Below are 24793 nucleotides of genomic sequence, written 5' to 3'. Positions count from 1 at the left end.
AAAAGGAGGAATTATTTATGATAAACAAAAGATTGCTTTCGCTTAGTAAAGAATCTCAAAAATATGTATATCTTACAGTTTTAATGAACTGGATATCTATAATATGTAATATCGGAATAGTACTATTTGTAGGTAATATAATAGATAAATTACATAATAATGATTTAAACTTTAATACAGGAGTTTATGTACTTTACTTAGGTTCATTAATATTAATAAGATTTGTATGCAATTATATGTCAGGAAGATTTTCTTATTATTCATCAGCAAATGTAAGAACATCTATTAGAGAAAGCATCTATAAGAAATTATTAAAATTAGGTGTGAATTACAATGATACAATATCAACTTCTTCAATTGTTCAAATAGCAGTAGATGGAGTAGAAGCACTTGAAATTTATTTTGGTAGATACTTACCTCAATTATTTTACAGCTTATTAGCACCACTTACTTTATTTTTAGTTATTGCACCTATAAGTTTTAAAGCCGCAATAGTACTTTTAATATGTGTGCCACTAATACCCATATCAATAGCAGCTGTAATGAAATTTGCTAAAAAACTTTTAAGTAAATATTGGGGTATATACACTAACTTAGGAGATTCTTTCCTAGAAAATCTTCAAGGTCTTACAACTTTAAAAATATTTGATTTAGATGAAGAAAAAAATCAAGAGATGAATAAAGAAGCAGAAACTTTTAGAAATATAACAATGAAAGTTTTATCAATGCAATTAAATTCTATAACAATAATGGACTTAATAGCATTTGGGGGTTCAGCAATAGGTATATTAATAGCTGTTACTGAATTTTACAATGGGAACATTACAATAGGATCAACAGTTGTAATAATACTATTATCATCAGAATTTTTTATACCAATGAGACTTTTAGGATCATTTTTCCATGTAGCTATGAATGGATTAGCTGCAGCTGATAAGATTTTTGATTTACTTGATACTAAGGTTGAAGCTGAAAAAGAATTATCTGATAAGGATAAAGAAAAGTTAGAGAATATTTCTATATCAATAAATAATGTTGATTTTAGCTATGATAATGAAAGAAAAGTTTTACATAATGTCAATGTAGATATAAAAAATAAGTCTATGGTTGCTTTAGTAGGAGAAAGTGGATGTGGAAAAAGTACAATAACTAATTTACTTTTAAAATTAAATAAAGTTGATAAAGGGGAGATTTTATTAAATGGAATAAATCTAAACAATATACCATTTGATGAATTAAGAAAAAAGGTTAGTTTTATAAGCCATAGCTCATATATATTTAATTCTACAATAGAAGAAAACTTAAGAATGGGCAATGAATGTGCAACTGAAGAAGAATTATATAGTGCCCTTAAAAAAGCAAATTTATATGAATTTGTAATGGGATTAGAGAAAAAATTACAAACTCCAGTTGGAGAAAATGGATCATTCTTATCTGGAGGTCAAAAGCAGAGATTAGCTTTAGCCAGAATGATACTTACAAACCCAGAAGTTTATATATTTGATGAAGCTACATCAAATGTAGATGTTGAAAGTGAAGATTCAATACTTGAAACAATATATGCACTATCTAAAGAAAAAACAGTAGTAGTCATATCACATAGATTAGCTAATATAAAGAATGCAGATAAAATATATGTATTAGAAAAAGGGTATATAGTTGAGAGTGGAAATCATGATAATTTAATGAAGAATAATTCAGTGTATGCTAATTTATACACAAATCAAGAAAAATTAGAAGATATATACAAAGAAGATGTAACTAGGGAGGTGGCTATAAGTGAATAAGGAAAGAAAGAGGTTATCTGGTGGAAAGATAATGCTTAGACTTATAAAAATATTAAAGCCATTAGTGCCTGTAATGATGATAACAATAAGTTTTGGAGTATTAGGATTTTTAGCAGCTATAGCTATAACTACTTTTGGAGCAGTAGCTATGGGAAATATTATAGGTTTGGATATGGGATATACTTTACAAACTTGTGTAAAAATAATAATTGTATGTGGAGTTATTAGAGGAATACTAAGATACATAGAGCAATATTCAGGTCATTATATAGCATTCAAAATACTTGCCATACTTAGAGATAAGGTGTATAAAGCTTTAAGGAAGTTAGCTCCTGCTAAGCTTGAAAGTAAGGAAAAAGGAAATCTAATATCAGTTATAACAAGTGATATCGAGTTACTTGAAGTATTTTATGCTCATACCATAGCACCAATAGCAATAGCTATAATTACATCAGCTATAATAGCAGTATTTTTATATAATATAAATCCATACTTTGGAATAATAGGAGTAGTTTTTTATATAATAGTAGGATATATAATACCAGTTTTATCTTCTAAGTTGGGAAGTGAAGCAGGATTTGATTATAGAAATGAATTTGGAAAAACTAATAGTTTCCTGTTAGATTCATTAAAAGGGATAAAAGAAATACTATTATTTGGGCAAGGAAACAATAGATTAAACTCAATAAACGAAAATAGTAATAAATTAAATGAAAAGATGAAGGTCATAAAAGGCCATGAAGGTTTAATAAGAGCTTTAACTGATATAACGATAATGATAGCAATACTTACAACACTTTATGCAGGTGTTACATTATACAAATCTCAATCTATAAACCTAGGACAATTAGTAGTAGCTTTAGTTTTACTTTCTAGTTCATTTGGTCCTACTGTGGCACTAAGTAACTTATCAAACAACTTAATGCATACATTTGCTTGTGCACAAAGATTATTTGATATACTAGATGAAGTACCTGCTGTTTGTGAGGTAGCTGGAAATGATGATTTAGAAATGAATAATACTAATATAAATAATTTAGAATTTAAGTATTTAGATAGAGAAGAAGTACTGCTTAAAGATGTAAATCTTAACATTAAAAAAGGTGATAAGATTGCAATAATCGGTGAAAGTGGATGTGGAAAGAGTACACTTTTAAAACTTATGATGAGATTTTGGGATGTAGATAAGGGAAGTATTGAAATAGACAATAAAAATATAAAAGCTATTCCAACAAAGTCTTTAAGAAAATCACAATCATTAGTAAGTCAAGAGACATTTTTATTTAATGATACAATTGAAAATAACCTAAAGATTGGTAAAAAAGATGCAACTCGTGAAGAAATAATAAGTGCTTGTAAAAAAGCATCTATACATGAGTTTATAGAAACACTACCAAAGGGATATGAAACTAATGTTGGAGAAATAGGTTCAAACCTTTCATCAGGAGAAAGACAAAGATTAGGTATAGCAAGAGCATTTTTACATAATCCACAAGTTTTAATTCTTGATGAACCAACTAGCAATTTGGATACTCTTAATGAAGCTCAAATATTAAGAAGTATAAAAGAAGAATCAGATGATAAGACAATAATAATGGTATCACATAGGAAATCAAGTACATCTATATGTGATAAAAAAGTTTATGTAAAAGATAATACACTTAAGTTTAACTATTAAAAGTATAATCTCGATTAATTAGAAAATTGTGAGTATAACTCTAAAAGATATTGATTAAAATCAATATCTTTTTTATGTAAATTTTATTTTAGACATGTAAATCTTATAAATAGAAGATTTTGAAATGAAATATATTGAGTGTAGGATTATTAAATATATTGATGAAAAATATAAAAGATAACAAATTTCAATAAAATTATAAAATATTAAAAATATTATAATGTAGACAATATGTGTCAACATTATTTACTATTATCTAAATATAGCTTATCTAAATATCAATAAGTTTAATATATAGATTAAAAGGGGTAAGAAATAAATACTTAATTCAATTGATGAATTAATCTATCAAATATGTAAAAGAATAAATTAAAATCTAAAAATAAAGAAGGTAGAGTTATGAATAAGTTTATAGAACAAGCTAAGTTAATAAAAGAAGATATGATAGTTTATAGAAGAACTATTCATAGTAATCCTGAGGTTGGGGCTAAATTACCTAAAACAAAAACTTATGTGATGGATAAATTAAGAAAATTAGGATATGATCCTAAGGAAATATGTGAAAGTGGTATAGTAGCCACAATTAAAGGAGATAAACCAGGAAAAACTTTTTTATTAAGAGCAGATATGGATGCATTACCAATGAAGGAAGAAACTGAATGTGATTTTAAATCAACTAATGGATGTATGCATTCATGTGGTCATGATATGCATACAGCAATGCTTTTAGGTGCAGCTAAGTTACTAAAACAAAATCAAGATCAAATAGAAGGTACTATTAAATTAGTATTCCAACCGGATGAAGAAGGATTTACAGGTGCCAAGAAGATGATACAAGCAGGTGTACTTGAAAACCCTAAAGTTGATGCAGCCATGGCAATGCATATACACTCTGGAACACCTTCAAATGTAATATTATGTGGCTTAGGAACTAGCATAGCAGGATGTAATAGATTTAGAATTGTTGTAAAAGGATCTGGATGTCATGGAGCTATGCCTGAAACAGGAGTAGACCCCATAAATATAGCTGCTCATATTTACTTGTCTTTACAAGAAATAATAAGTAGAGAAATATCAGCTACTAAGCCGGCTGTTGTGACAATTGGTAAATTTGTTGGAGGAGATGCACCAAATATAATACCAGGAGAGGTTGTTATGGAAGGTACTATCAGAAGTTTAGACAAGGAAGTAGGAGAATTTATATTTAACAGAATAAATGATATAGTTACATCTACTGCTAAAATGTTTAGAGGAGAAGCTGAGTTAATAGAGTTATCTTCAGTACCACCATTAACTAACGATAATAATTTAGCTTATGAAATTACTAATTATATGAAAGATTTAGTAGGAGAACAATCAGTTATATTATTTGAATCTGGAGGAATGGGATCAGAAGATTTTGCTTCTTATTCATATGAAGTTCCAAGCTTATATGTTATGCTAGGTGCAGGTTCAAAACAAGAGAATACTTTATTTGGAGAACCAATGCATAATGAGAAGGTTGTATTTAATGAAGATATATTACCTACAGGAGCAGCTATTTATGCGTATAGTGCAATAATGTGGTTAAAAAATAATAAGTAAATATATAATTAGTAGGTTGAAAGGAAGTATTAATGAGATTATTAGATATTTTATTTTATCTATTAAGGTGTAATTCTAAAGTTACAATTAAGGAGTTATCTGAAATTTTTAATGTATCTACTAAAACAATAAGAAGGGATTTAGATAAGTTATCAATACTAGGAATACCTATAATTATATATAGAGGTGTAAACGGAGGAGTAGAGATTGATAAAAACTATATAATATCAAAGTATATACTAAAATATAGTGATTATGGATCTTTAATATTTGCATTGTATATAGGTGAAAAAATAAGTAAGGATATAAGTGAATCTTTTTTGATTGAAAAATTTAAGTTCGTAGATAATGATAGATGTTCTAAAATTTTAAGTAATCTTAGAGAACGATTTATAATAGATTTATATGAAGAAGAGTTTGACACTAAAAATGAAATATGCAAAGAAATTGATAGATCTTTAGATAATAAGTCATTTATACAATTAGAAGTAAAAGGTAATAAGTTTGAAGTATATCCAATCTCTTATGTACTAAGAAAAGAAGGTTTATGTTTATATTGCTATAGAGAAGAGTATATGATTATTTTAATTAATAAAATATCTAATGCTATGATGTGTAATAAAAGTTATGAAGGTACTATAATCAGCTATTCTGAAAATAAAGATAAAATAAAATTTATTTAATTGCATTTTTATAATAAAGTTTAAGAAAATTATTAGATTAGTAAAAAGTTATTTAGTAAGTGTAAAAATAAATGACTATGTAGAAAATTATAAAGATAAATTGTGTGTATGATTATTGCGAATCATATATAACATTGAAATACACAAAAAATGTATTGTTTTTTACAATACATTTTTTATTTTTGATAATTATAATAAATCAACATAAGATATAGTTGATTTTATAGTAGGAGGGATGGAACTATTGAAGATATAAGTTTAGTATGGATTTTATTGTAGATATTTGTAGTTTTATGTATTGAAAAAATATATACATCACAATATAATGAAAATGCAACATAACATAAAAATTAAAAAAGGATGTGTTATATTGAGGGATACAATATTATTAGAAGAAATAATAAATATAGAGTCATTTCAAAAAATACAAGATGATATAGCTAAAGCTACAGATGTAGCTATAATAATGGTAGATTATAAGGGTAAACCAATAACAAGACATAGCAACTGTACAAAATTTTGCTGTATGGTTAGAGAAATAAATGAATATTCGGCTTTATGTGAAAAGTGTGATTCTAGAGGAGGAGTAGAATCTGCTAGAATTAAAGAAGCATATATATATAAATGTCATAAAGGGTTAGTAGATCTTGCTGTACCTATAATAGTTAGGGGTCAATATTTAGGAGCTATGATGGCAGGTCAGATTTTAGTAGAGGAAAATGATAATCTTGAATTAGAAGAAGTTGTAAAAGTAGACAATACTTTCAAAAATTTGGATAAAAGATTAAAAAAAGAACTTGAGATAGAATATAGTAAACTACCTATTTTAAATTTTGACAAGATAAAATCCATAGCGCAGATGATGTTTCATATAAGTAATTATATAGTAGAAGAAGCATTACTTAAGATGTCCTTAAATGAAATTAACTACGAACATGATAATGAACAAAAGGAAAATAAAGATAGTAGTAAATGTATAGATATAGAAGAAGTAGATGCAAAGGAAAATGTTAATTTAATGATTAACGAAGATGATGGAAAATCTCCAATTATGAAAGCTATTGAATATATTGATAATAACATTTATGAAAGTATAACTTTAAAAAAAATATCTTTTATATGTAATTTAAGTCAATGCTATTTTAGTAAATTATTTAAAAAGGAAACAGGAATTAATTTTATTGAATATTTAAATATGAAAAAGATAGCAAAAGCAAAGCAATTGTTAATAAATACTGATAAAGCAATAAATAATATTTCTTTAGATTTAGGATTTGAAGACTGTGGTTATTTTATAAGGATATTTAAAAAGTTAGAGGGAACAACTCCAAAAAAATTTAGGGATATGTATAAAAAACTAGTGCAATTTAAAAAATAGGATTTTTTTGCTCTTTTTTACCTTTGATACAAAAAAATCCTATTTTTAAAGTTAAAATAGACTAAAATTTTACATAAAAAGTTAAAATATTAAGATGTATTTAATAAGAAAAAAAGTTAAAATTATATCAAGGAAAACGAAAACCTTAAATCAAGGAAGCACACGAAATTGAGCCTCAATAGATTTGAAGCTTTAGCTAAATGTTCAGATTGACAGATATAAATTGGAGGAATATAAAATGGGCAGAATGTATGATTATTTAGTACCAAGTGTTAACTTTATGGGACCAGGATGTTTAAAAGTTATCGGTGAAAGAGCTAAAATGTTAGGTGGAAAGAAAGTTTTAATAGTTACAGATAAATTTTTAAGAACTCAAGAAAATGGAGCAGTTGAACAAACTATAAAATATTTAACACAAGAAGGTATTGAAGTTGTTATATACGATGGAACTGAACCAAATCCAAAAGATACAAATGTAGCTGATGGCTTAAAAATATTCAAAGATGAAAACTGTGATATGATAGTTACAGTAGGTGGAGGTTCTTCTCATGACTGTGGTAAAGGTATAGGTATAGCTGCAACTCATGAAGGTGATTTATATGAATATGCAGGTATAGAAACATTAACTAATGCATTACCGCCAATATTAGCAGTAAATACAACAGCAGGAACTGGAAGTGAAGTTACTAGACACTGTGTTATAACTAATACAAAAACTAAGGTTAAATATGTTATAGTAAGTTGGAGAAACTTACCATTAGTATCTTTTAATGATCCAGAATTAATGATTGGAAAACCAGCAGGACTTACTGCAGCTACAGGAATGGATGCATTAACTCATGCAGTAGAAGCTTATGTTTCTAAAGATGCTAACCCTGTAACAGATGCATCTGCTATACAATCAATAAAATTAATATCTAATAACTTAAGACAAGCAGTTGCTATGGGTGAGAATTTAGAAGCTAGAACAAATATGGCTTACGCATCATTATTAGCTGGTATGGCGTTTAACAATGCTAACTTAGGTTATGTTCATGCTATGGCTCACCAATTAGGTGGATTATACGACATGCCACACGGTGTTGCTAATGCAATGTTATTACCTCATGTTTGTAAGTACAATATAATATCTAACCCACAAAAGTTTGCCGATATAGCTGAATTTATGGGAGAAAACATAGTTGGGTTATCAGTTCATGAATCAGCTGAAAAAGCAATAGATGCAATGTTTAGATTATCTAAAGATATAGGAATACCAACTTCATTAAAAGAAATGGGAATAAAAGAAGAAGATTTCGAATATATGGCTGAAATGGCTCTTAAAGATGGAAATGCATTTAGTAATCCAAGAAAAGGTAACAAACAAGATATAATAAATATATTTAAAGCAGCATATTAATAAAAATATCTCCTTTCAGAACTGAGAGGGGAATTTTTATGGGTGAGATTGGGATAAGTTTTTGCAGGTCTAATGTAAAGACTAGCACATTTTTCAAGTAGCTAACTTGATTGAAAATATAGTTTAATATCAGTTATACCATTTACATGTGAAACTGTAGTTTTATAATATGATAATCAATAATTATAGGTTTAAATGTTGAATAATATGTTTTTTATATTTATAAATAAAAAATAAAAATTAATAAAATAGTAGATATGATTATAATGAATCGTATCCACCATTGAAATTCACAAAAAAGGTATTGATAGATTTAACTATCAATACCTTTTTTATATAGGAAAAATGCAAAAGTAGGAAGAGTATGATAAAATAAAAAAAAGAAAGGAGCGATTATATGAATAGAATATCTAAAAAGATAGATGGATATTTTTTAGGACTAATATTAGAATTATTTATAATTACGGTGTTATTTGTATTTAACTCAAAATTTCAAATACAAAGTTTAAGTTTTATAATGTTTTGCATAACATTTTTCACTATAATTGTAACTTACACAGGAGGAATAATAGTGGGGCTTATATCTACATCAATAGCTATATTTATGTATGCAGCATATATATTTTACATAAGTTTAGCAAATAGTGTAGAGATAACATATATTTCTTATTTATGGATGGTATTTATGCCAATAGTATCTTACACAACTGGAAAATTTACGAACAGTATAAATAATCTTCAACAATCAAACATTAAATTAGAAAGGGAATATGAAAACTTAGTTACTATACATGAAGACACAGGATTATTCAATGTAAAAGCATTTTATATGAACTTGGAAAGAGAAATTAGTAAGGCCAAAAGACATAAAACTGAACTTACTTTAATGCTTGTAAAATTATCATATTATAAAGAAACAAAGAAAATACTTGGAGAATCTAAAACTAATAAACTAATGAAAGATATAAGTAACATAATAACAAAGTCTACAAGAATCGAAGATGAAAGATACACAATAGAAAATGATACTATAGCTATTATAATGCCAAATACGGGGGAAAACGGTGCTAATATAGTGAAAGAAAGAATAAAAACAGGTATAGGTGAAATTAGTTTAAGTCTAAAAAACAATAAAAACTATATAAATATAGACACAAAAATAGCAGCATTAGAATACAAAAAAGGTATACAGTCTCCTATTGAATTCAAAACATATGTACAAGAGGAGCTACAATATGATGTTTAAAAGAACTTTTATAATATCGATAATTTTTATCTCATGTATAATTTTATCAAGTACAAATTTAATTTATGGTGATGACAGTATAAATAAAAAATCTCTTATAGTATATGAAACTAAAACAAATTTTAATTCTAATATTAATACAGTAAATCATCTTAATGAACTATTATATGTATTCAATAAAGATGTAAAAAGTATTAATATAGATGATTATAAAAAAGGAAATTTAAATAATTATGATTATATATTCGTTATAAATATAAATAATGATATAGGTAATAAAATATTTATAGAAGATATTGTTAATAGCAATAAGAATATATACTGGATAGGGGATAAAATTGAAAATTTACTAGAATATAAGAAGAATAAATTTTCAATAAAATATATAGGTAAAAATAATAATATAACAAATCTAAATTACAAGGATAATAATATAATTTTAGAAAATAAGAATAATTATAACATAGTAAAACCATCTAATGAAAGTAAAATTATTTCTACTATGAATGATGGATATAACTCTTATCCATTTGTATTAAAAGAAAAGAACTTATATTATATATCGAATTGGGACATGTATGAATCCTATATATTTGAAGATACGTTAAATGACTTCTTCGAAAAAAAATCTTTTAGTGAAAGCAAAATATTTGTAAGAATAGAAGATGTAAATCCTTTTTCAGACATAACTAAGCTAAAAGAAATATCTAATTATCTATACGAAGAAAACATTCCATTTATAATATCTTTAACACCTACACATATGCAAAAAAATAGTAAAAAAATGATTATGATAGATGATAAGCTTATAAATACTATAAAGTATATGCAACAAAAAGGTGGAAGTGTCATATTAAATGGATATTCACACAACATAAAAAATAAATCAAAAAAAGCAGAGTATGAGTTTTATAATGAAAAAGTATTAAATAGCAATAATACAGACTTAAACACATATGTTAAAGATAGATTATTAAGTGGTATAAGAATATGTATTGAAAATGATATATATCCTTTAGGCTTTGAAGCACAAAAAGATGCAATGACTCAAGCGGGATATAAAGAAATTAAAAAATACATATCAACATATGTAGGTAGATATCAGAATAATGATGAAGTTTTTGAGATAAGTACATTTCCATATATGATAAAGGATAGTAAAAACTTTAATATATTAATACCTGAAAATTTAGGATATTTATCTAGTGATTATAAACTATCATTAGATAAAATAAAGTATAATTATTATAAATTATCTATGGTAAGAGGATATACTGGAGGTTTTTACTTTAATCCCAATATAAATATAAATTATTTAAAAGAATGTATAGACTATTTTAAATCTAAAAATGTAAGCTTTTTAGATTTAAAAAAGAATACTAATTATATAAATATATATGATATAAAAATAAACTCAAATAATAATATAAAAGCAAGTTATGATAAATCTAAATCAATAATAAAAACTGAAAATAATAAAACATTTAATAAAGTTATAAGAAATATAAATGATATAGTTCTTAAATTTGTTATTGCAGTATTAATAGTATTTATACTGATATTTATAGTATTTAAGATTATCAACAGACAAAAGTTTATAAGGAGATAACTATGATAGGTTTGGTAGATATTATATTTTTAATTTCATTAGCATCTATATGGGCAATACTTTTAATAAATATAATATTAGCTATAAATGGATACATCTATTACTTAAGGAGTCTTAAATTTAAAGATGAGAAGTTAAAAGAGTACCCATTTGTATCAATATTAGTACCAGCACATAACGAAGGAAAAGTAATAGGAAAAACAGTAGAATCATTATTATTATTAGATTATCCAAGAGATAAAATGGAGCTTATAGTGATAAATGATAATTCTAGTGATGACTCGAAGGAAATATTAGAATCTATAAAAAATAGATATAGAAACTATAATTTTACGATTATAAATACTGACAATAAAACAGGTGGTAAAGGGAAATCAAATGCACTAAATATTGGATATAAAATATCAAAGGGAGAGTATATTGCAATATATGATGCGGACAATACACCAGAAAAAACTGCTTTAAGATACTTGATACAGACCATTGTTAAAGATGAAAAATTAGGAGCAGTTATAGGGAAATTTAGAACTCGAAATAAACATAAAAATATACTAACAAAGTTTATAAATATAGAAACTTTAAGTTTTCAATGGATAGCACAAGCAGGTAGAAAACAATTATTAGGTCTTTGTACAATACCTGGTACAAACTTTGTACTTAGAAAAAGTACTATGGAAAATTTAGGTGGATGGGATACAAAAGCAATAGCAGAGGATACTGAAATAAGTTTTAGAATTTATAAAATGGGACAACGAATAACTTATGTTCCTCAAGCAGTAACTTGGGAACAAGAACCAGAAACAGTAAATGTATGGATAAAGCAAAGAACAAGATGGGTAAAAGGAAATATATATGTACTACTTAAGTATATTACTAATCTATTTAAGGGTAAACAAAATCGAGTTTTATTTGATATATTATATTTTTTCTCTGTATATTTTTTATTTTTAACATCAGTTGTATTATCAGACATAATATTTTTACTAGGAATATTTAAAATAGTAGTTATAAATATACCTTTTAACTTTTTTACTATATGGATGTTATCATACATACTATTTATAGTACAGGTATCTATAACACTTAGTATGGAAAAAGGAGAAAGCACCTTAAGTAATATATTTTTAGTTGGGCTTATGTACTTTACATATTCTCAAATGTGGTTAATTGTTGCTATAAAAGGAATGATAGGGTATTTTTTAGATGCCATACACAAAAGAGAAGTAAAATGGTATAAAACAGAAAGGTTTTAGGAGAAAATAAAATGAGATTAATAACAATAATGATATCATTAATTATTAGTTTTACAAGCTTTGATATAGTTTTTGCACAGGAAAATGTAAAAAATTATAAATTTGAAAATGATATAACTATGAGTGGGGTTATAAGTAGTACTAACAAATATTTTGATTTGCCTCAAAATGTATCAATTAAAGATGCTAAAATAAATTTAGTGTATACAAAAAGTGAACTATTAGATGTAGATTATTCTACAATAACGATAATTGTAAATGATGTGCCTATACACTCAGAAAGGTTAAGTGGAAACAAGGAATATAAGAAGAAAATAAGTATAGACATACCAAAAGATTTAATAAAAAGAGGATACAATGAAGTAGAAATAAAGGCATATAAGACCATCTCTGATAAGATTTGTAGGGACGATTCAAATACGGCTAACTGGTTAGTAATACATAAAGAATCTGATATAAGCTTATCTTATAACTATAAGCCAGTATCAAATTTAATAAGTGAATACAAAGATACTTACATAAATTTAAATACAGGTAATGAATTAGAAACAAGCATATTAATACCAGATAACTATTCAAATGAAGAATTAACTTCTGCTATGATATTTGCTAATGATTTTGGCGAAAAAATAAAATATGAAAATATAGACTTTAATATAAGTACATACTCTCAGTTTAAAAATAAAGACAAAAATATTATATATATAGGTAAAGAAAGTAACACTTCAATTGACATACTTAACTTGTTAACAGAAAAAGAAAAAGAAAATATAAATAATAATTGTGTTATAAAAAATGTAAACTCAATATTTGATAAAAATAAAAAAATGCTTCTTTTAATATCAAATAATGAAGAATTACTTAAAAAAGCAAGTAAACTTATAAGTAGTGAAGATTTAATAAATGAAATAAATGAAGATAGTATATTAATAAATAAAGATACAGATGTAAATGATATATATGATTATAAAAGTAAAAATACATTATCTTTTAAAGACTTAGGGTATGATAATATCACATTAAAGGGGCCATTTACACAAGAAGCAATAATTGATATAAATGTACCTAAAAGTAAAGAAGTAAAAGAAGGTAGTAGCATAAATTTAGACTTTAGATATGGTGAAAATTTAGATTTTGAAAGATCTCTAGTAACTATATATGTAAATAATATACCGATAGGTAGCAAGAAGTTAAGTAAGGAAAATGCTAATAATGATACATTAAAATTGAATTTTCCCAAAGAGATTTTAGGTCAAAATTATTATCAAATAAAAGTTGTATTTAATCTAGAATTGTTAGATTTAGCTTGCGTAACTAGAGATACTGATAATCCATTTGCATATATATCAAATGAATCATATATAAAATTTGATTATAATGATATTAATAATTTAACTATGACAAATTACCCATATCCATTCGCAAAGGATGATAAGGTTAATGATTTAGTTGTTGTGGTACCAGATAAGTTAAACTCAACAGAGTTGACGCAAATAGGTAGTATAATATCTTATATAGGACATAGTGTTAAATATAATAATGGAGATATGAAATTTATAAAATCAAGCGAATTAAATTCAGATGATAAAAAGGGGAATTTAATAATAATTGGAACTCCAAACAATAATCTACTTATAAAAGATGTAAATAAATACATGAATTTAAAATTTAATAAAGACTATACAGGATTTGAAAATAATAAAAAGATAAAGTTTATAGGAGATTATTCAAAAGAATTGGCAACAATACAAATGTTAAAATCACCATATAATAATGAGAAAGGAATGATGATTTTAGCATCAACACAGATGAAAGATTTAAAATTAAGTAGCAGATACTTAAGTGATTTAGATCTTACAAAATCGCTAAAAGGAGATACAATAGTAATTGATAGGGAAGGTAAAATAAAAGATTTAAATTATAGTTTAGATGATGTAGATGAAGATAAAGAAATAAAAGAATCTAATAAATTGGATGATGATAGTAAGACGTTTATAATAATATCAGGGGTATTATTTTTAATGGTTGCAACAGCAACAGTTTTATTAGCATTAAAGTATAAAAAATAGAAACGATAAATTAAAATATAAAATACTAAGCATTAATTAATGCTTAGTATTTTATACTTTATAAAGATAGGAGAAATATGAAAAAATATGTATTAATAATAGTTAGCTCATTAATAATATTAGGTATTTTCTTTGTTGGCAAAAATAATAATAAAGATAACTATATAAAAGAAAAAATAAAATCTGTTAATTTATCAACCGATTATGATATAGAACAGACCTTAAAAGATGTGGATAATTTAAATGTAAACACTGTTAATGTACCTATAGTTATAAATATACCTAATTTAAACTCCAATAATATGAATATAGATGATAACAGCAAGAAAAAAGCAATAGAACTAATAAAAATACTAAATTCAAAGAATATAAATGTTATATTAGAAGCATATCCATGGATAGATAATGGTAGTAAATATGAGACTGATTATAATCCTAAAAATAAGAAAAAATTCTTTGAGGATTGGAAAAACATATTATATACTTTGATTAAAGAAATAGCGAATAAATATGATGTGGACATAATGATTGTAGCATCAAATTTTTCAAAGCTAGAGAGTTATGAAGATAGTTGGTGTGATATAGTCAAATTTGTTAAAGGAAGATTTAATGGTGAAGTCACATATAAAACTACATGGTGGTATACGGCTACATGGGACAAAAAAAGCAAGGATGATTATTATAAAAAGCTTAACAATAAAGTATTTTCAAAAGTTGATTTTATATCAATAGCAGCTTATTTTGAACTTAGTGATAAAAAAGAAAATACAGTTCAAGAATTAGTAAACTGTCTAAGATCTACTACTATATATAATAGAAATCAAAATGTAGTAGAAGAAATAAACAAATTTTATGAAAAATATAACAAAGAAATTTATTTTGCAGAATTAGGATTTCCTAGAAAAGATAATGCAGCAACACAACCTTGGAATAGCGAAGTATCTAACATAGAAAATGATAAAGAACAGGCAAGGTGTTTTAAAGCATATAAAACTGTATTTGAAGATAAAAAATATATAAAAGGGTTCTCTATATTTGCGGTAGGGGAAAAAGGAAAGGATAAATATTTTTATCCTTCAAATGAAAGTATAGAGGTTATATCTAGTTGGTACAATTAATGTGTAGAGATAAAAAGAGATATTATTGATTAAAATAATATCTCTTTTTTGATTTAAAAAATATGAAGTTAATGAAATATAAATCAATGTCTTATAGATTGTATTTTTAAAAGTCTGAGTGTTATTTTTGTACTTAGGGTATTTATTTTATATAGGTTAAAACTTAAGTTATATTATCATGTAAGTTCTTTAAGCAAATAGTCTTAAAAGTAAACTATTTTTACGAAATTATTTTCTTTTATAGTTAATATATTTTTTATTCTAACAATAAATTTTGACAAAATAAAAGAGTGTAGATTTTATCTACATCTTAAGTACAATAATATATTAATTAACAAATACTATAACATATAGAGTTATTTTAACCCTAAATCTGAAAGCATCTGTGATATTCCATAAATCTCATCATATTTAGAATAATACTCCTTAAACACATCTTCTACATAAGAATCTCGATAAACCTCAAATTTAATACCTTTAAACTCAGATTTAATACAATTTAAAGTAGTATTATTTAAATAATTTTTCAATCTTAATATATAGTCTTTTATATCTTCTTGAGGTAAGACTTTTAACTTTTCAATATTTTGAGCAACTATATATGCAGATTGGTTTATTTCTTCCGAAGAAACACTTTCACTTAATTTAGTTTTTAACTTTTCAATCATTTCTTCAGTAAATTCTAAATCATCTATGTTTTTACCTTCTAAAATTTCTTGTACTTTATCTAAAATCATGGCATCATCCCATGCATACTTACTAGAAGTATATTTATTGTTAAATTCATCTTTCATTTTATAAATCTCCTAAGTTTAATTTAATATTATTATATCAAAATTACACAATTTTATCATTAGTGGTAATTAATATGAAGCTCATATACCTTTAAGTACAGGAGCTTTTAAATTATCAGAAATTCTGAAAATACCTTTTTAAGTATGTATATTGTATTTTGTAATTTTAAGTTTTATTACGTTGAATTATAAATCTGAGACATTTAAACTACACTCTAAAACCGTAGCTGTAGATGAATTTTTAAATAAAAAAAGTAGGACAATATGTTAATTTATAAGATTAAATATATAAGATATGTAATGTTAAATTTATTTTACAATTATATTTTAAAAAAATACTTAATATATGAGAGTAAAAACCGAAAGTATAATTAATCGATTAAAAAAGCAAAGCTTTAAAAAGATATAAAAATAAAAGGAGGAACAATAAATTATGTCTGGTTTAATTTTTTTAATACTAGGTTTCGGTTTTTTAATACTAGGTTTTGTAGGTGAAGGAGGTCATACGACAGCACTACTTTCATGGACTTCGTTTGTAATTGTTTTTGGAGGAACGATTGGTTCTTTAGGTACATCTTTCACTATGAAACAAATAAAAAATATAGGTAGAATTTTACGTGTAGCTTTCACTAGAAAGTCAACAGATTTAGTAGAGCTAATTTTTTATTTTGATCATGTGCTAAGTAAAGTAAGAAAAGATGGTTTTTTAGGCCTTGAAGAGGAATTACAGGAAGATGAAAACATGAATCCTTTTATAAAAAAAGGGCTTCAATCAGCAGTTGATGGTGTGAAGCCTGAAGATATTAGAAACATGTTAGAAATCGAGGCAGCAATGAGTTTTAAAAGACATAAAATTGGTGCAGCTATGTTTGACTCTGCTGGAGGAACAGCACCTACTATGGGTATCGTTGGTACTGTATTAGGTTTAGTACATGTTCTTGGAGGACTAGCTAAAGCAGATATGAATGCATTAGGTGGTAGTATATCAGCTGCATTCTTAGCTACACTTTATGGGCTTGGTAGTGCAAACTTAATATTTCTTCCAATAGGAACTAGACTTAAAAATTTAGCTAAGGCTGAACAATTAGAAAAAGATATTATAATAGAAGCTATATCATTAATTCAAGAAAATGTAAGTCCAACTACTTTAAGAGATACACTTAAAGGTTTTCTAGATAAAAAAGATCAAGTTAAATTAGAATCAAGATATTTTGGAGATGGAAATAAGGAGGTTACAAAGAGTGCATAAAGAAAAAAAGTATGTGGAAGAAGAAGAAGAAGAACATGAAAATCATGAACGTTGGTTACTTTCTTATGCAGACTTTATAACGCTGTTAATGATTTTCTTTATAATAATGTATGCAATGAGTACTATAGATAAAGCAAAGTATGAAAAGCTTACAACAGCGCTAAATCAAGCAATGGGTGATGGTAGTGCTATTGCAGACACTGGAAGTAAAATGGGTGGAGAAATAGGCAACGGATTATCTGAAGATGCAAAATTAAAAAAAGTAAAAGAAAATTTAGATAAATATTTAAAAGAGAATAATCTTTCTAATAGCGTTAGTACTACTATAGAAAAAAGAGGATTAGTTGTTAGTTTTAAAGATTCTTTATTCTTTGATAGTGGTAGGGCAGAAGTAAGACCAGAACAAATTGATAAACTTATTAAGATAAGTAAAATTATAAATCAAGCTATGGGAAGTGGCAGTTATATAAGGGTTGAAGGTCATACCGACTCTGTTCCTGTTCATAATGAAGTATATAAATCTAACTGGGATTTATCAGTAATGAGAGCTAGTAATGTCGCACAAATTTTAATTAAAAAAGCAGATATAAAACCAGAAAAATTATCAGCAATAGGTTATGGCGAATATAGACCAAAAGCTGACAATAGTACAGCAGAAGGTAAGTCAACTAACAGAAGAGTAGATATATTAATTATGAATTCAAAGTTTAATGAAGTTGAAAACAATAAAAAATAAATCTAATGAATTTTGCTAAAGAGTTAGTTATTAAAGATGAATTTATTTTCCCAATGAATTTAACTTAGAATTTATTGGGAAAATGAGTTTCTTAGAAAAAACACCTGAAGGATAGTATTTAATAAAGAAAGTATTTAGTATAATAATGAAGATTAAACACTTATTTAATAAGTGTTTTTATTTTACCTAAAATTTATGAAATTATATGTGGATAAATCAAGTTTTAAATTATGAAACCATTGCATATTTGTATATATAACCTTCAAGGACATCAGAAAAATAAAATTAGATAGTTAATGGAATTTAATGGTTGGATTGTTATGGAGATTTGTTACTTTTATGGTATACTATTTATAAAAGGAAGTATAAAAATCAAAGCATATATTGAAATGGAATAGAAGTTTTGAATAGTCTTATTAAGGAGCTAATGTTCCTAATGTCAAATTGGAGGGGGAAACATGAAAATTACTGAAGGATACATGCCTTTTGAAGGTTTTAAAACCTATTACCGTATAGTAGGTGAAGCAACAGAAGGAAAGAAACCATTAGTACTGCTTCACGGAGGACCAGGTTCTACACATAACTACTTTGAGGTATTAGACAAAGTAGCAAAAAGTGGTAGACAAGTAATAATGTATGACCAAATTGGTTGTGGGAACTCATTTGTAGAAGGTCACCCTGAATTATTTAATGCTGACACTTGGATAAAAGAACTTATTGAACTAAGAAAACATCTAGGACTTGAAGAAATTCATTTATTAGGGCAATCTTGGGGAGGTATGCAAGCTATTTGGTATGCTATTGAGCATAAACCAAAGGGGATTAAGTCATATATTCTTTCATCTACTCTTTCTTCAGCAAAACTTTGGGAAAAAGAGCAAAAAAGAAGAATTTCATATATGGATGAAGCTGACCAAAAGGCTTTACTTGATGCAGTAAATACTGGAGATTATTCCAGTAAAGAATATAGTGATGCATTAGATAAGTTTATGGAAATGTACTGTGCAGGTAAGGTAACTGAAGGTTCTCCAGAATGTTTAAGAAGACCTAAAAAATCAGGGTCTGAAGCATACATTGTAGGATGGGGACAAAATGAATTTTCTCCTACAGGAACTCTTTCTGGATATGAGTTTACAGATAGATTAAATGAAATAAAAGAACCTTGTTTAATAACTAGTGGAGCAATAGATTTATGTTCACCATATATTGCAAAAACTATGTATGACAGAATTCCTAATAGTAAATGGGAACTATTTGAATATTCAAGACATATGCCATTTGTTGAAGAAAATGATAAATATATAGAAGTTTTAACCAAATGGTTAGATGAAAATGATTAAGATTATATAAATTCACATAGAGAAATAGATTAAACATATATGTTTAATCTATTTTTTTATATACTTTTAATTAGGGTTACCGAAAGTAAAAAAGTACATTAGCAATTTTGTTAGTGTACTTTTTAAATTACAAAATATTGCAAATGATAACATTTTTGAATTTAAAATCATAATATATATAGCACTATAATTTTAACATCATAAGGGGGTACATCATGGATAATTCTTGTAAGAAATATGATATCAATAAAATATTTTCTAGTTATAACCCATCTAAGCCAAATGCATATGCTAAAATAAAAGGAGGACCTTTGGCTCCGTGTATAAGGGGAATAGTATACTTATACCAACTAGAAGATGGAGTATATGTAAAAGCTTATATAACAGGAATTCCTAATATAAATAATCAGACTAGTTCCTTCCATGGATTCCATATTCATGAGGTTGGAGATTGTACTGTAGGAAATGAAAGCGATCCATTTACTGCTGCAAAATCTCATTATAATCTAACTAAAGTAGATCATCCAATGCATGCAGGAGATTTACCACCAATTTTATCTGCTGATGGAATAGGAGTTCTTTCTACATTTACTAATAGATTTACTGTAAATGACGTTATAGGAAAATCTTTTATACTTCATAGTGGGTATGATGATTTTACTACACAACCTGCAGGAAATTCAGGTTCTAGATGGGCTTGCGGGGTTATTGTTTCTTATACGGGATAATATAATTAGTAATGTTATTTGATGTATATAAATATAAAAAACTCATATCCAATATATATGAGTTTTTTATTGAGCTTATTTATAACTTTAATCAAAATCAAATATATGTAATAATAGACTTATATCAATACAGCAGGGGGGAAAAGAATGAAAAAAGAAATATATGAAAAACTAGATGAACTACAAATAAAATACAAAGTACTAGAACATGATGAAGTCTTTACGGCAGATGAATTTTATAGCGTAACTAAAGACATGCCAGGACATCACTGTAAAAACTTGTTTCTAAAAAACTCTAACAAAAGCCAAAACTATTTAGTAGTAGTAAAACATGATAAATCAGTAGATTTAAAAGATATAAGAGCACAAATAGGAAGTAGCAGGCTTTCATTTGACTCGCCCGAAAAATTATACGAACTGATGAAGGTAACACCTGGAAGTGTAAATCCATTCAGTATTATAAATGATGTAAATAGTGAAGTAGAAGTATTAATAGACAGTGATTTACTAGATGGTCAAAATCTTAACTTTCATCCTGCTATAAACACAGAGACATTTAATATATCTGGTGATGATTTTAATAAATTTTTAAACTACATTGATAACAATGTAATTAAAGTTAATATATAAATTAAATCTAAAGTTTGAAATCACAGTAGAAAGGATTGATATATACATGGAATACATACCAACCAAAACAATTGTATCTAACTATAAAGACAACCCACGCTGGTTTGGAATAAACTACAATATGAACATATATAAAGGATGTTGCCATGGATGTATATATTGCGATTCTAGAAGCAATTGTTATCAAATTATAGATTTTGACAGAGTTAGAATTAAAGAAAATTCAATTGAAATAATAAAAAAAGATTTAACATCAAAGAGAAAAAAAGGTGTAGTAGGAACTGGAGCCATGAGTGATCCATATAATCCTTTTGAAGAAAAATACCTTTTAACAAGACAAGCTCTAAAACTATTAGATGAACATAGATTCGGAATAGCAATAACTACTAAAAGTGACTTAATAGTTAGAGATATAGATATATTAAAGAGAATACAAAAGCATTCTCCTAATTTAGTAAAAATCACAATAACTACTTTTGATGATGAACTTTGCAAAAAAATTGAACCAAATGTATCTACAACATCTGATAGATTTAAGGCTTTAAAAAAGTTATCAGATAATAATATATATTCAGGTGTATTATTAATGCCAATACTACCATTTATAAATGATACTGAGGAAAATATCAGAAATATTATAAAAAGGGCTTATGAATGTGGAGCTAAATTTATTTTTAGTTATGGAATAGGAGTTACTTTAAGAAGCAATCAAAGAGAATATTATTTTGAGCAACTAAGAAAAATATTTCCAAATCAAATGTTAGATGAAAAATATATAAAAACTTATGGAGAACAATATGAAAATTCCTCATTAAAATCAGAGCGTTTATGGAAAGTATTTAAAGAAGAGTGCGAAAAATACAATTTATTATATGATATGAAAGACATTATAAAAGACTATAAAAGTAGATATGAAAATTCTCAAATTACTTGGTTTTAATAATTTATTTATATCTAAGGAGGAATTTGGATGACACAAAGATATTACTACTACTGCGATTCACCTATAGGAATACTAGAAATAAGCACAACAGAAGAGGAATTAATATCAATTTTATATGTAGATGAAAAAAGAGAAAATACAGAACAACCAAAAATTTTAAAAGAAGTAATAAAACAGATACAAGAGTATTTTAATGGAGAGAGAAAAGAATTTAATATAAAAATTAAACTTAAAGGAACTGAGTTTCAAGAAAAAGTTTGGAATGCTTTAACACATATTCCTTACGGAGAAACTGTATCTTATAAATATATAGCAACAAAAATAGGAAATGAAAAAGCTGTAAGAGCAGTTGGAAATACCAACGGTAGAAATGTTATAAATATAGTTGTACCTTGTCATAGGGTTATAGGAGCTAATAAAAGTCTTACTGGCTATGGTGGAGGATTAGATAGAAAGCTATGGCTTTTACAACATGAAGAAAAATTTTCAAAAACTAAACAGTAAAGAGATTAAAGCTGATTTCTATATTTTATAGAAATCAGCTTTTTTAATTATTAAAATTCATATAAAAAATTTAAGAAGGGAAGTATGAAGTTACCTATTGAAGTAGCTGATAAAGAAGGAAATTTTTCAATCCTATAACAGAAGATAAGGTAGTTCTAAGTTATATAAGTATAGGTGAAGTATCATTAGCAGGATTATATAAATACGAAAAAACGTAAAAAATAAAAGCTGAAATTTCAACAAAAACCCCTAAGTAATTATAAAATTAAAAAAGAAGAATTGTTCAACTTATGAATTTACTATTTATAATTCAAAATAAAAAAGATAGGAGATAAACATGTCTTTTTACCTAATATTTATACTACTAATATTTTTTTAAAACTTATTAACATAATAAAGAAGTATAAGTTAGAAGAATGAAAAATTATTATAGATATAAAATACTAAATTTAATTTATATAAATTAAAAATTACCTGGTAGATATAAAAAGTGAAATTAAACTATATACATTATAGGCTTAATAAAAATATAATTAAAGTTTTATATGAAAATCAACGATAACATTTAATATGGAGTATATTTAATTATATTTTTTATAAAATGAAAGTCTAGTAGAATTACTGAGTTAGTCTTTTAAGTGGGGAAAACAAATATAGAAAGGCAGTAGAAATGAAGAAATTAGCAATTATAAGTATTATAGTGGGAGTTATAAGTGTGACATTAACAGTAGCTTTTTTTATTATGAAATTAAATAATAATGAATTAGTTACGGATAATTCACCAAAGAAAGTTTGTAAAACTGAAAGCAAAAAAACTGAAAAGAAGAAATCTGAAGAGAAAAAGGTTACAAAAACGGATGATGTTCAAAAAATAGAAACTAAAGTTAAACAAGCAAATAAAATAAAGTATAAAAATGGGAAAATACCTAATTTTATAGGATGCAATCAAATTCAGGTGTATGAATTTGCTAAAGAACATGGCATAAAATATGAGTTAGATCAAGCTGTACCTACACCAGTATATAATTTAAAAGGAACAGTTGCTAAACAATCAATTGAAGCAGGTAAAGATATTAAAAAAGAAGAAACATTGAAAATAAGTATATATATATTTGATGGACACTATAATCCTTTGGTTGGAGAAGACCCTTGTCATGATGAAAATGGAAATTTAATAAAAAGTAGTAAATAGAGAAAGTAACATTATAAATAAATTTATAAAAGTAGGATTCAAGGAGATTAGAACAAATGTGTGAGATTAATATCAATTAATTTTAATAGTGGTGGAGGATAATCAGGAGGATCTGGATCAAGAGGTGGTTCTTCAAATTATATGTAACAATCTAATCCTAATTCAGGAGGAGTAGCGACGCTTGCAATGAGCACCACTATTATAATAATATCTAAAACTGATTATATAATTAGTTGGGTTAAAGTAACAAAAAAGAAAAAATAATGTAGACGTGTATTAATGGATTTAAATAAATACAACTCTAATTGGGAGTTGGATAAAATAAATAAAGATATAAAAGATGCTTTTTATATTATGTCAAAAGCTTGGACAAATATGGATCAAGATATAGCAATAGAATACTCAACTAAAAAACTTTATGAAAATCATAAAACTAAACTTGAATGGATGAAAATAAGAAATGAAAGAAATATATTGAAAATGGAAAAATTAATTTCTGCTAAGGTAATTGGAATAGAAAAAAATAATTACGAAAATGTAGATATTATATGGGTATATATAATAGGTTCTATGATAGATTATATAGAAAGAGATGGCCGTATAGTAGGTGGAAATAAATTTAGTTCAAAACCATATGTAGAGTAGTGGAAGTTTAATCAAAAAAATGGAATATGGGTATTAGACGAAATAAAACAACAAGGAAATCCGATTGAATTAGACGAAATTACTATAAAAGTATAAAATTAAATTAATATTAATATATCTCTCTTTATATTTAAATAAATATAAAGAGAGATTTTTTATGTAATTAACAAATATAAATAAGTTTGAAGATTACCCTAGCTATAATAAAGTAGTTAGGATTTTTCATAT

The 24793-nt window shown here is 25.8% G+C and carries 21 protein-coding genes; 20 read left to right on the top strand and 1 reads right to left on the bottom strand.

Going from position 1 to position 24793, the window contains the following annotated elements; translation table 11 throughout:
* The first annotated feature begins 17 nt into the window (after window positions 1-17).
* From H8891_RS06505 to H8891_RS06455, 11 genes are all read left to right on the top strand, one after another.
* The gene (locus H8891_RS06505) at window positions 18-1787 is read left to right on the top strand and encodes an ABC transporter ATP-binding protein/permease (protein WP_187005699.1); all 1770 of its coding nucleotides are present in this window, start codon (window positions 18-20) and stop codon (window positions 1785-1787) included.
* Window positions 1780-3465 carry an ABC transporter ATP-binding protein gene (locus tag H8891_RS06500; protein ID WP_330604928.1) on the top strand — a complete coding sequence of 562 codons (1686 nt, stop codon included), beginning with the start codon at window positions 1780-1782 and terminating at the stop codon, window positions 3463-3465. The genes H8891_RS06505 and H8891_RS06500 overlap by 8 nt, the downstream gene beginning before the upstream one ends.
* 399 nt (window positions 3466-3864) lie before the next feature.
* On the top strand, window positions 3865-5049 hold the full coding sequence (locus H8891_RS06495; RefSeq protein ID WP_187005698.1) for a M20 metallopeptidase family protein: 1185 nt from the start codon (window positions 3865-3867) through the stop codon (window positions 5047-5049).
* A 32-nt stretch (window positions 5050-5081) separates the two neighbouring features.
* Window positions 5082-5732, top strand: a complete 651-nt coding sequence (locus H8891_RS06490) for a helix-turn-helix transcriptional regulator (protein ID WP_187005697.1) — start codon at window positions 5082-5084, stop codon at window positions 5730-5732.
* A 370-nt stretch (window positions 5733-6102) separates the two neighbouring features.
* Entirely contained in the window at window positions 6103-7110 is a 1008-nt protein-coding gene (locus H8891_RS06485; RefSeq protein WP_187005696.1) for a PocR ligand-binding domain-containing protein, read from the top strand.
* Window positions 7111-7348: 238 nt separating this feature from the next.
* Window positions 7349-8509: an iron-containing alcohol dehydrogenase gene (locus H8891_RS06480; RefSeq protein WP_187005695.1), complete on the top strand. Its 1161-nt coding sequence runs from the start codon at window positions 7349-7351 to the stop codon at window positions 8507-8509.
* Between the two features lie 397 nt (window positions 8510-8906).
* A complete protein-coding gene (locus tag H8891_RS06475) occupies window positions 8907-9755 on the top strand; it encodes a diguanylate cyclase domain-containing protein (RefSeq protein WP_187005694.1) in 849 nt (282 codons plus the stop codon).
* A complete protein-coding gene (locus H8891_RS06470) occupies window positions 9745-11364 on the top strand; it encodes a DUF2334 domain-containing protein (RefSeq protein WP_187005693.1) in 1620 nt (539 codons plus the stop codon). The genes H8891_RS06475 and H8891_RS06470 overlap by 11 nt, the downstream gene beginning before the upstream one ends.
* Before the next feature lie 2 nt (window positions 11365-11366).
* Window positions 11367-12617 (top strand): glycosyltransferase, encoded by a 1251-nt coding sequence (locus H8891_RS06465; protein WP_187005692.1) that lies wholly within the window; start codon window positions 11367-11369, stop codon window positions 12615-12617.
* 11 nt (window positions 12618-12628) lie between these two features.
* Window positions 12629-14686: a cellulose biosynthesis cyclic di-GMP-binding regulatory protein BcsB gene (locus H8891_RS06460; RefSeq protein WP_187005691.1), complete on the top strand. Its 2058-nt coding sequence runs from the start codon at window positions 12629-12631 to the stop codon at window positions 14684-14686.
* 77 nt (window positions 14687-14763) lie between these two features.
* Entirely contained in the window at window positions 14764-15804 is a 1041-nt protein-coding gene (locus H8891_RS06455; RefSeq protein WP_187005690.1) for a glycoside hydrolase family 113, read from the top strand.
* A 356-nt stretch (window positions 15805-16160) separates the two neighbouring features.
* On the opposite strand, the gene H8891_RS06450 is transcribed toward H8891_RS06455, so the two are convergent.
* Window positions 16161-16598 (bottom strand): hypothetical protein, encoded by a 438-nt coding sequence (locus H8891_RS06450; protein WP_187005689.1) that lies wholly within the window; start codon window positions 16596-16598, stop codon window positions 16161-16163.
* Between the two features lie 433 nt (window positions 16599-17031).
* On the opposite strand from H8891_RS06450, the gene H8891_RS06445 reads away from it, so the two are divergent.
* From H8891_RS06445 to H8891_RS06405, 9 genes are all read left to right on the top strand, one after another.
* Window positions 17032-17847 (top strand): motility protein A, encoded by an 816-nt coding sequence (locus H8891_RS06445; protein ID WP_187005688.1) that lies wholly within the window; start codon window positions 17032-17034, stop codon window positions 17845-17847.
* Window positions 17840-18583, top strand: a complete 744-nt coding sequence (locus H8891_RS06440) for a flagellar motor protein MotB (protein ID WP_330604929.1) — start codon at window positions 17840-17842, stop codon at window positions 18581-18583. The genes H8891_RS06445 and H8891_RS06440 overlap by 8 nt, the downstream gene beginning before the upstream one ends.
* 458 nt (window positions 18584-19041) lie before the next feature.
* Window positions 19042-19923: a proline iminopeptidase gene (pepI, locus tag H8891_RS06435; RefSeq protein ID WP_187005686.1), complete on the top strand. Its 882-nt coding sequence runs from the start codon at window positions 19042-19044 to the stop codon at window positions 19921-19923.
* A 215-nt stretch (window positions 19924-20138) separates the two neighbouring features.
* Window positions 20139-20651 carry a superoxide dismutase family protein gene (locus tag H8891_RS06430; RefSeq protein WP_187005685.1) on the top strand — a complete coding sequence of 171 codons (513 nt, stop codon included), beginning with the start codon at window positions 20139-20141 and terminating at the stop codon, window positions 20649-20651.
* A gap of 147 nt (window positions 20652-20798) precedes the next feature.
* Window positions 20799-21281 (top strand): prolyl-tRNA synthetase associated domain-containing protein, encoded by a 483-nt coding sequence (locus tag H8891_RS06425; protein ID WP_187005684.1) that lies wholly within the window; start codon window positions 20799-20801, stop codon window positions 21279-21281.
* Window positions 21282-21327: 46 nt separating this feature from the next.
* The gene (locus H8891_RS06420) at window positions 21328-22221 is read left to right on the top strand and encodes an SPL family radical SAM protein (protein WP_187005683.1); all 894 of its coding nucleotides are present in this window, start codon (window positions 21328-21330) and stop codon (window positions 22219-22221) included.
* Window positions 22222-22251: 30 nt separating this feature from the next.
* Complete coding sequence (locus tag H8891_RS06415; RefSeq protein ID WP_187005682.1) at window positions 22252-22728, top strand: methylated-DNA--[protein]-cysteine S-methyltransferase; 477 nt, start codon at window positions 22252-22254, stop codon at window positions 22726-22728.
* A gap of 670 nt (window positions 22729-23398) precedes the next feature.
* On the top strand, window positions 23399-23920 hold the full coding sequence (locus H8891_RS06410; RefSeq protein WP_187005681.1) for a PASTA domain-containing protein: 522 nt from the start codon (window positions 23399-23401) through the stop codon (window positions 23918-23920).
* A 279-nt stretch (window positions 23921-24199) separates the two neighbouring features.
* Window positions 24200-24565 (top strand): Tim44 domain-containing protein, encoded by a 366-nt coding sequence (locus H8891_RS06405; protein WP_187005680.1) that lies wholly within the window; start codon window positions 24200-24202, stop codon window positions 24563-24565.
* Window positions 24566-24793 lie beyond the last annotated feature (228 nt).

This window comes from Paeniclostridium hominis (assembly GCF_014306135.1).
Lineage (GTDB): Bacteria > Bacillota > Clostridia > Peptostreptococcales > Peptostreptococcaceae > Paraclostridium > Paraclostridium hominis.
The sequence above is the reverse complement of the archived record's forward strand: the minus strand, read 5'-3'. Positions and strand labels throughout refer to the sequence as shown.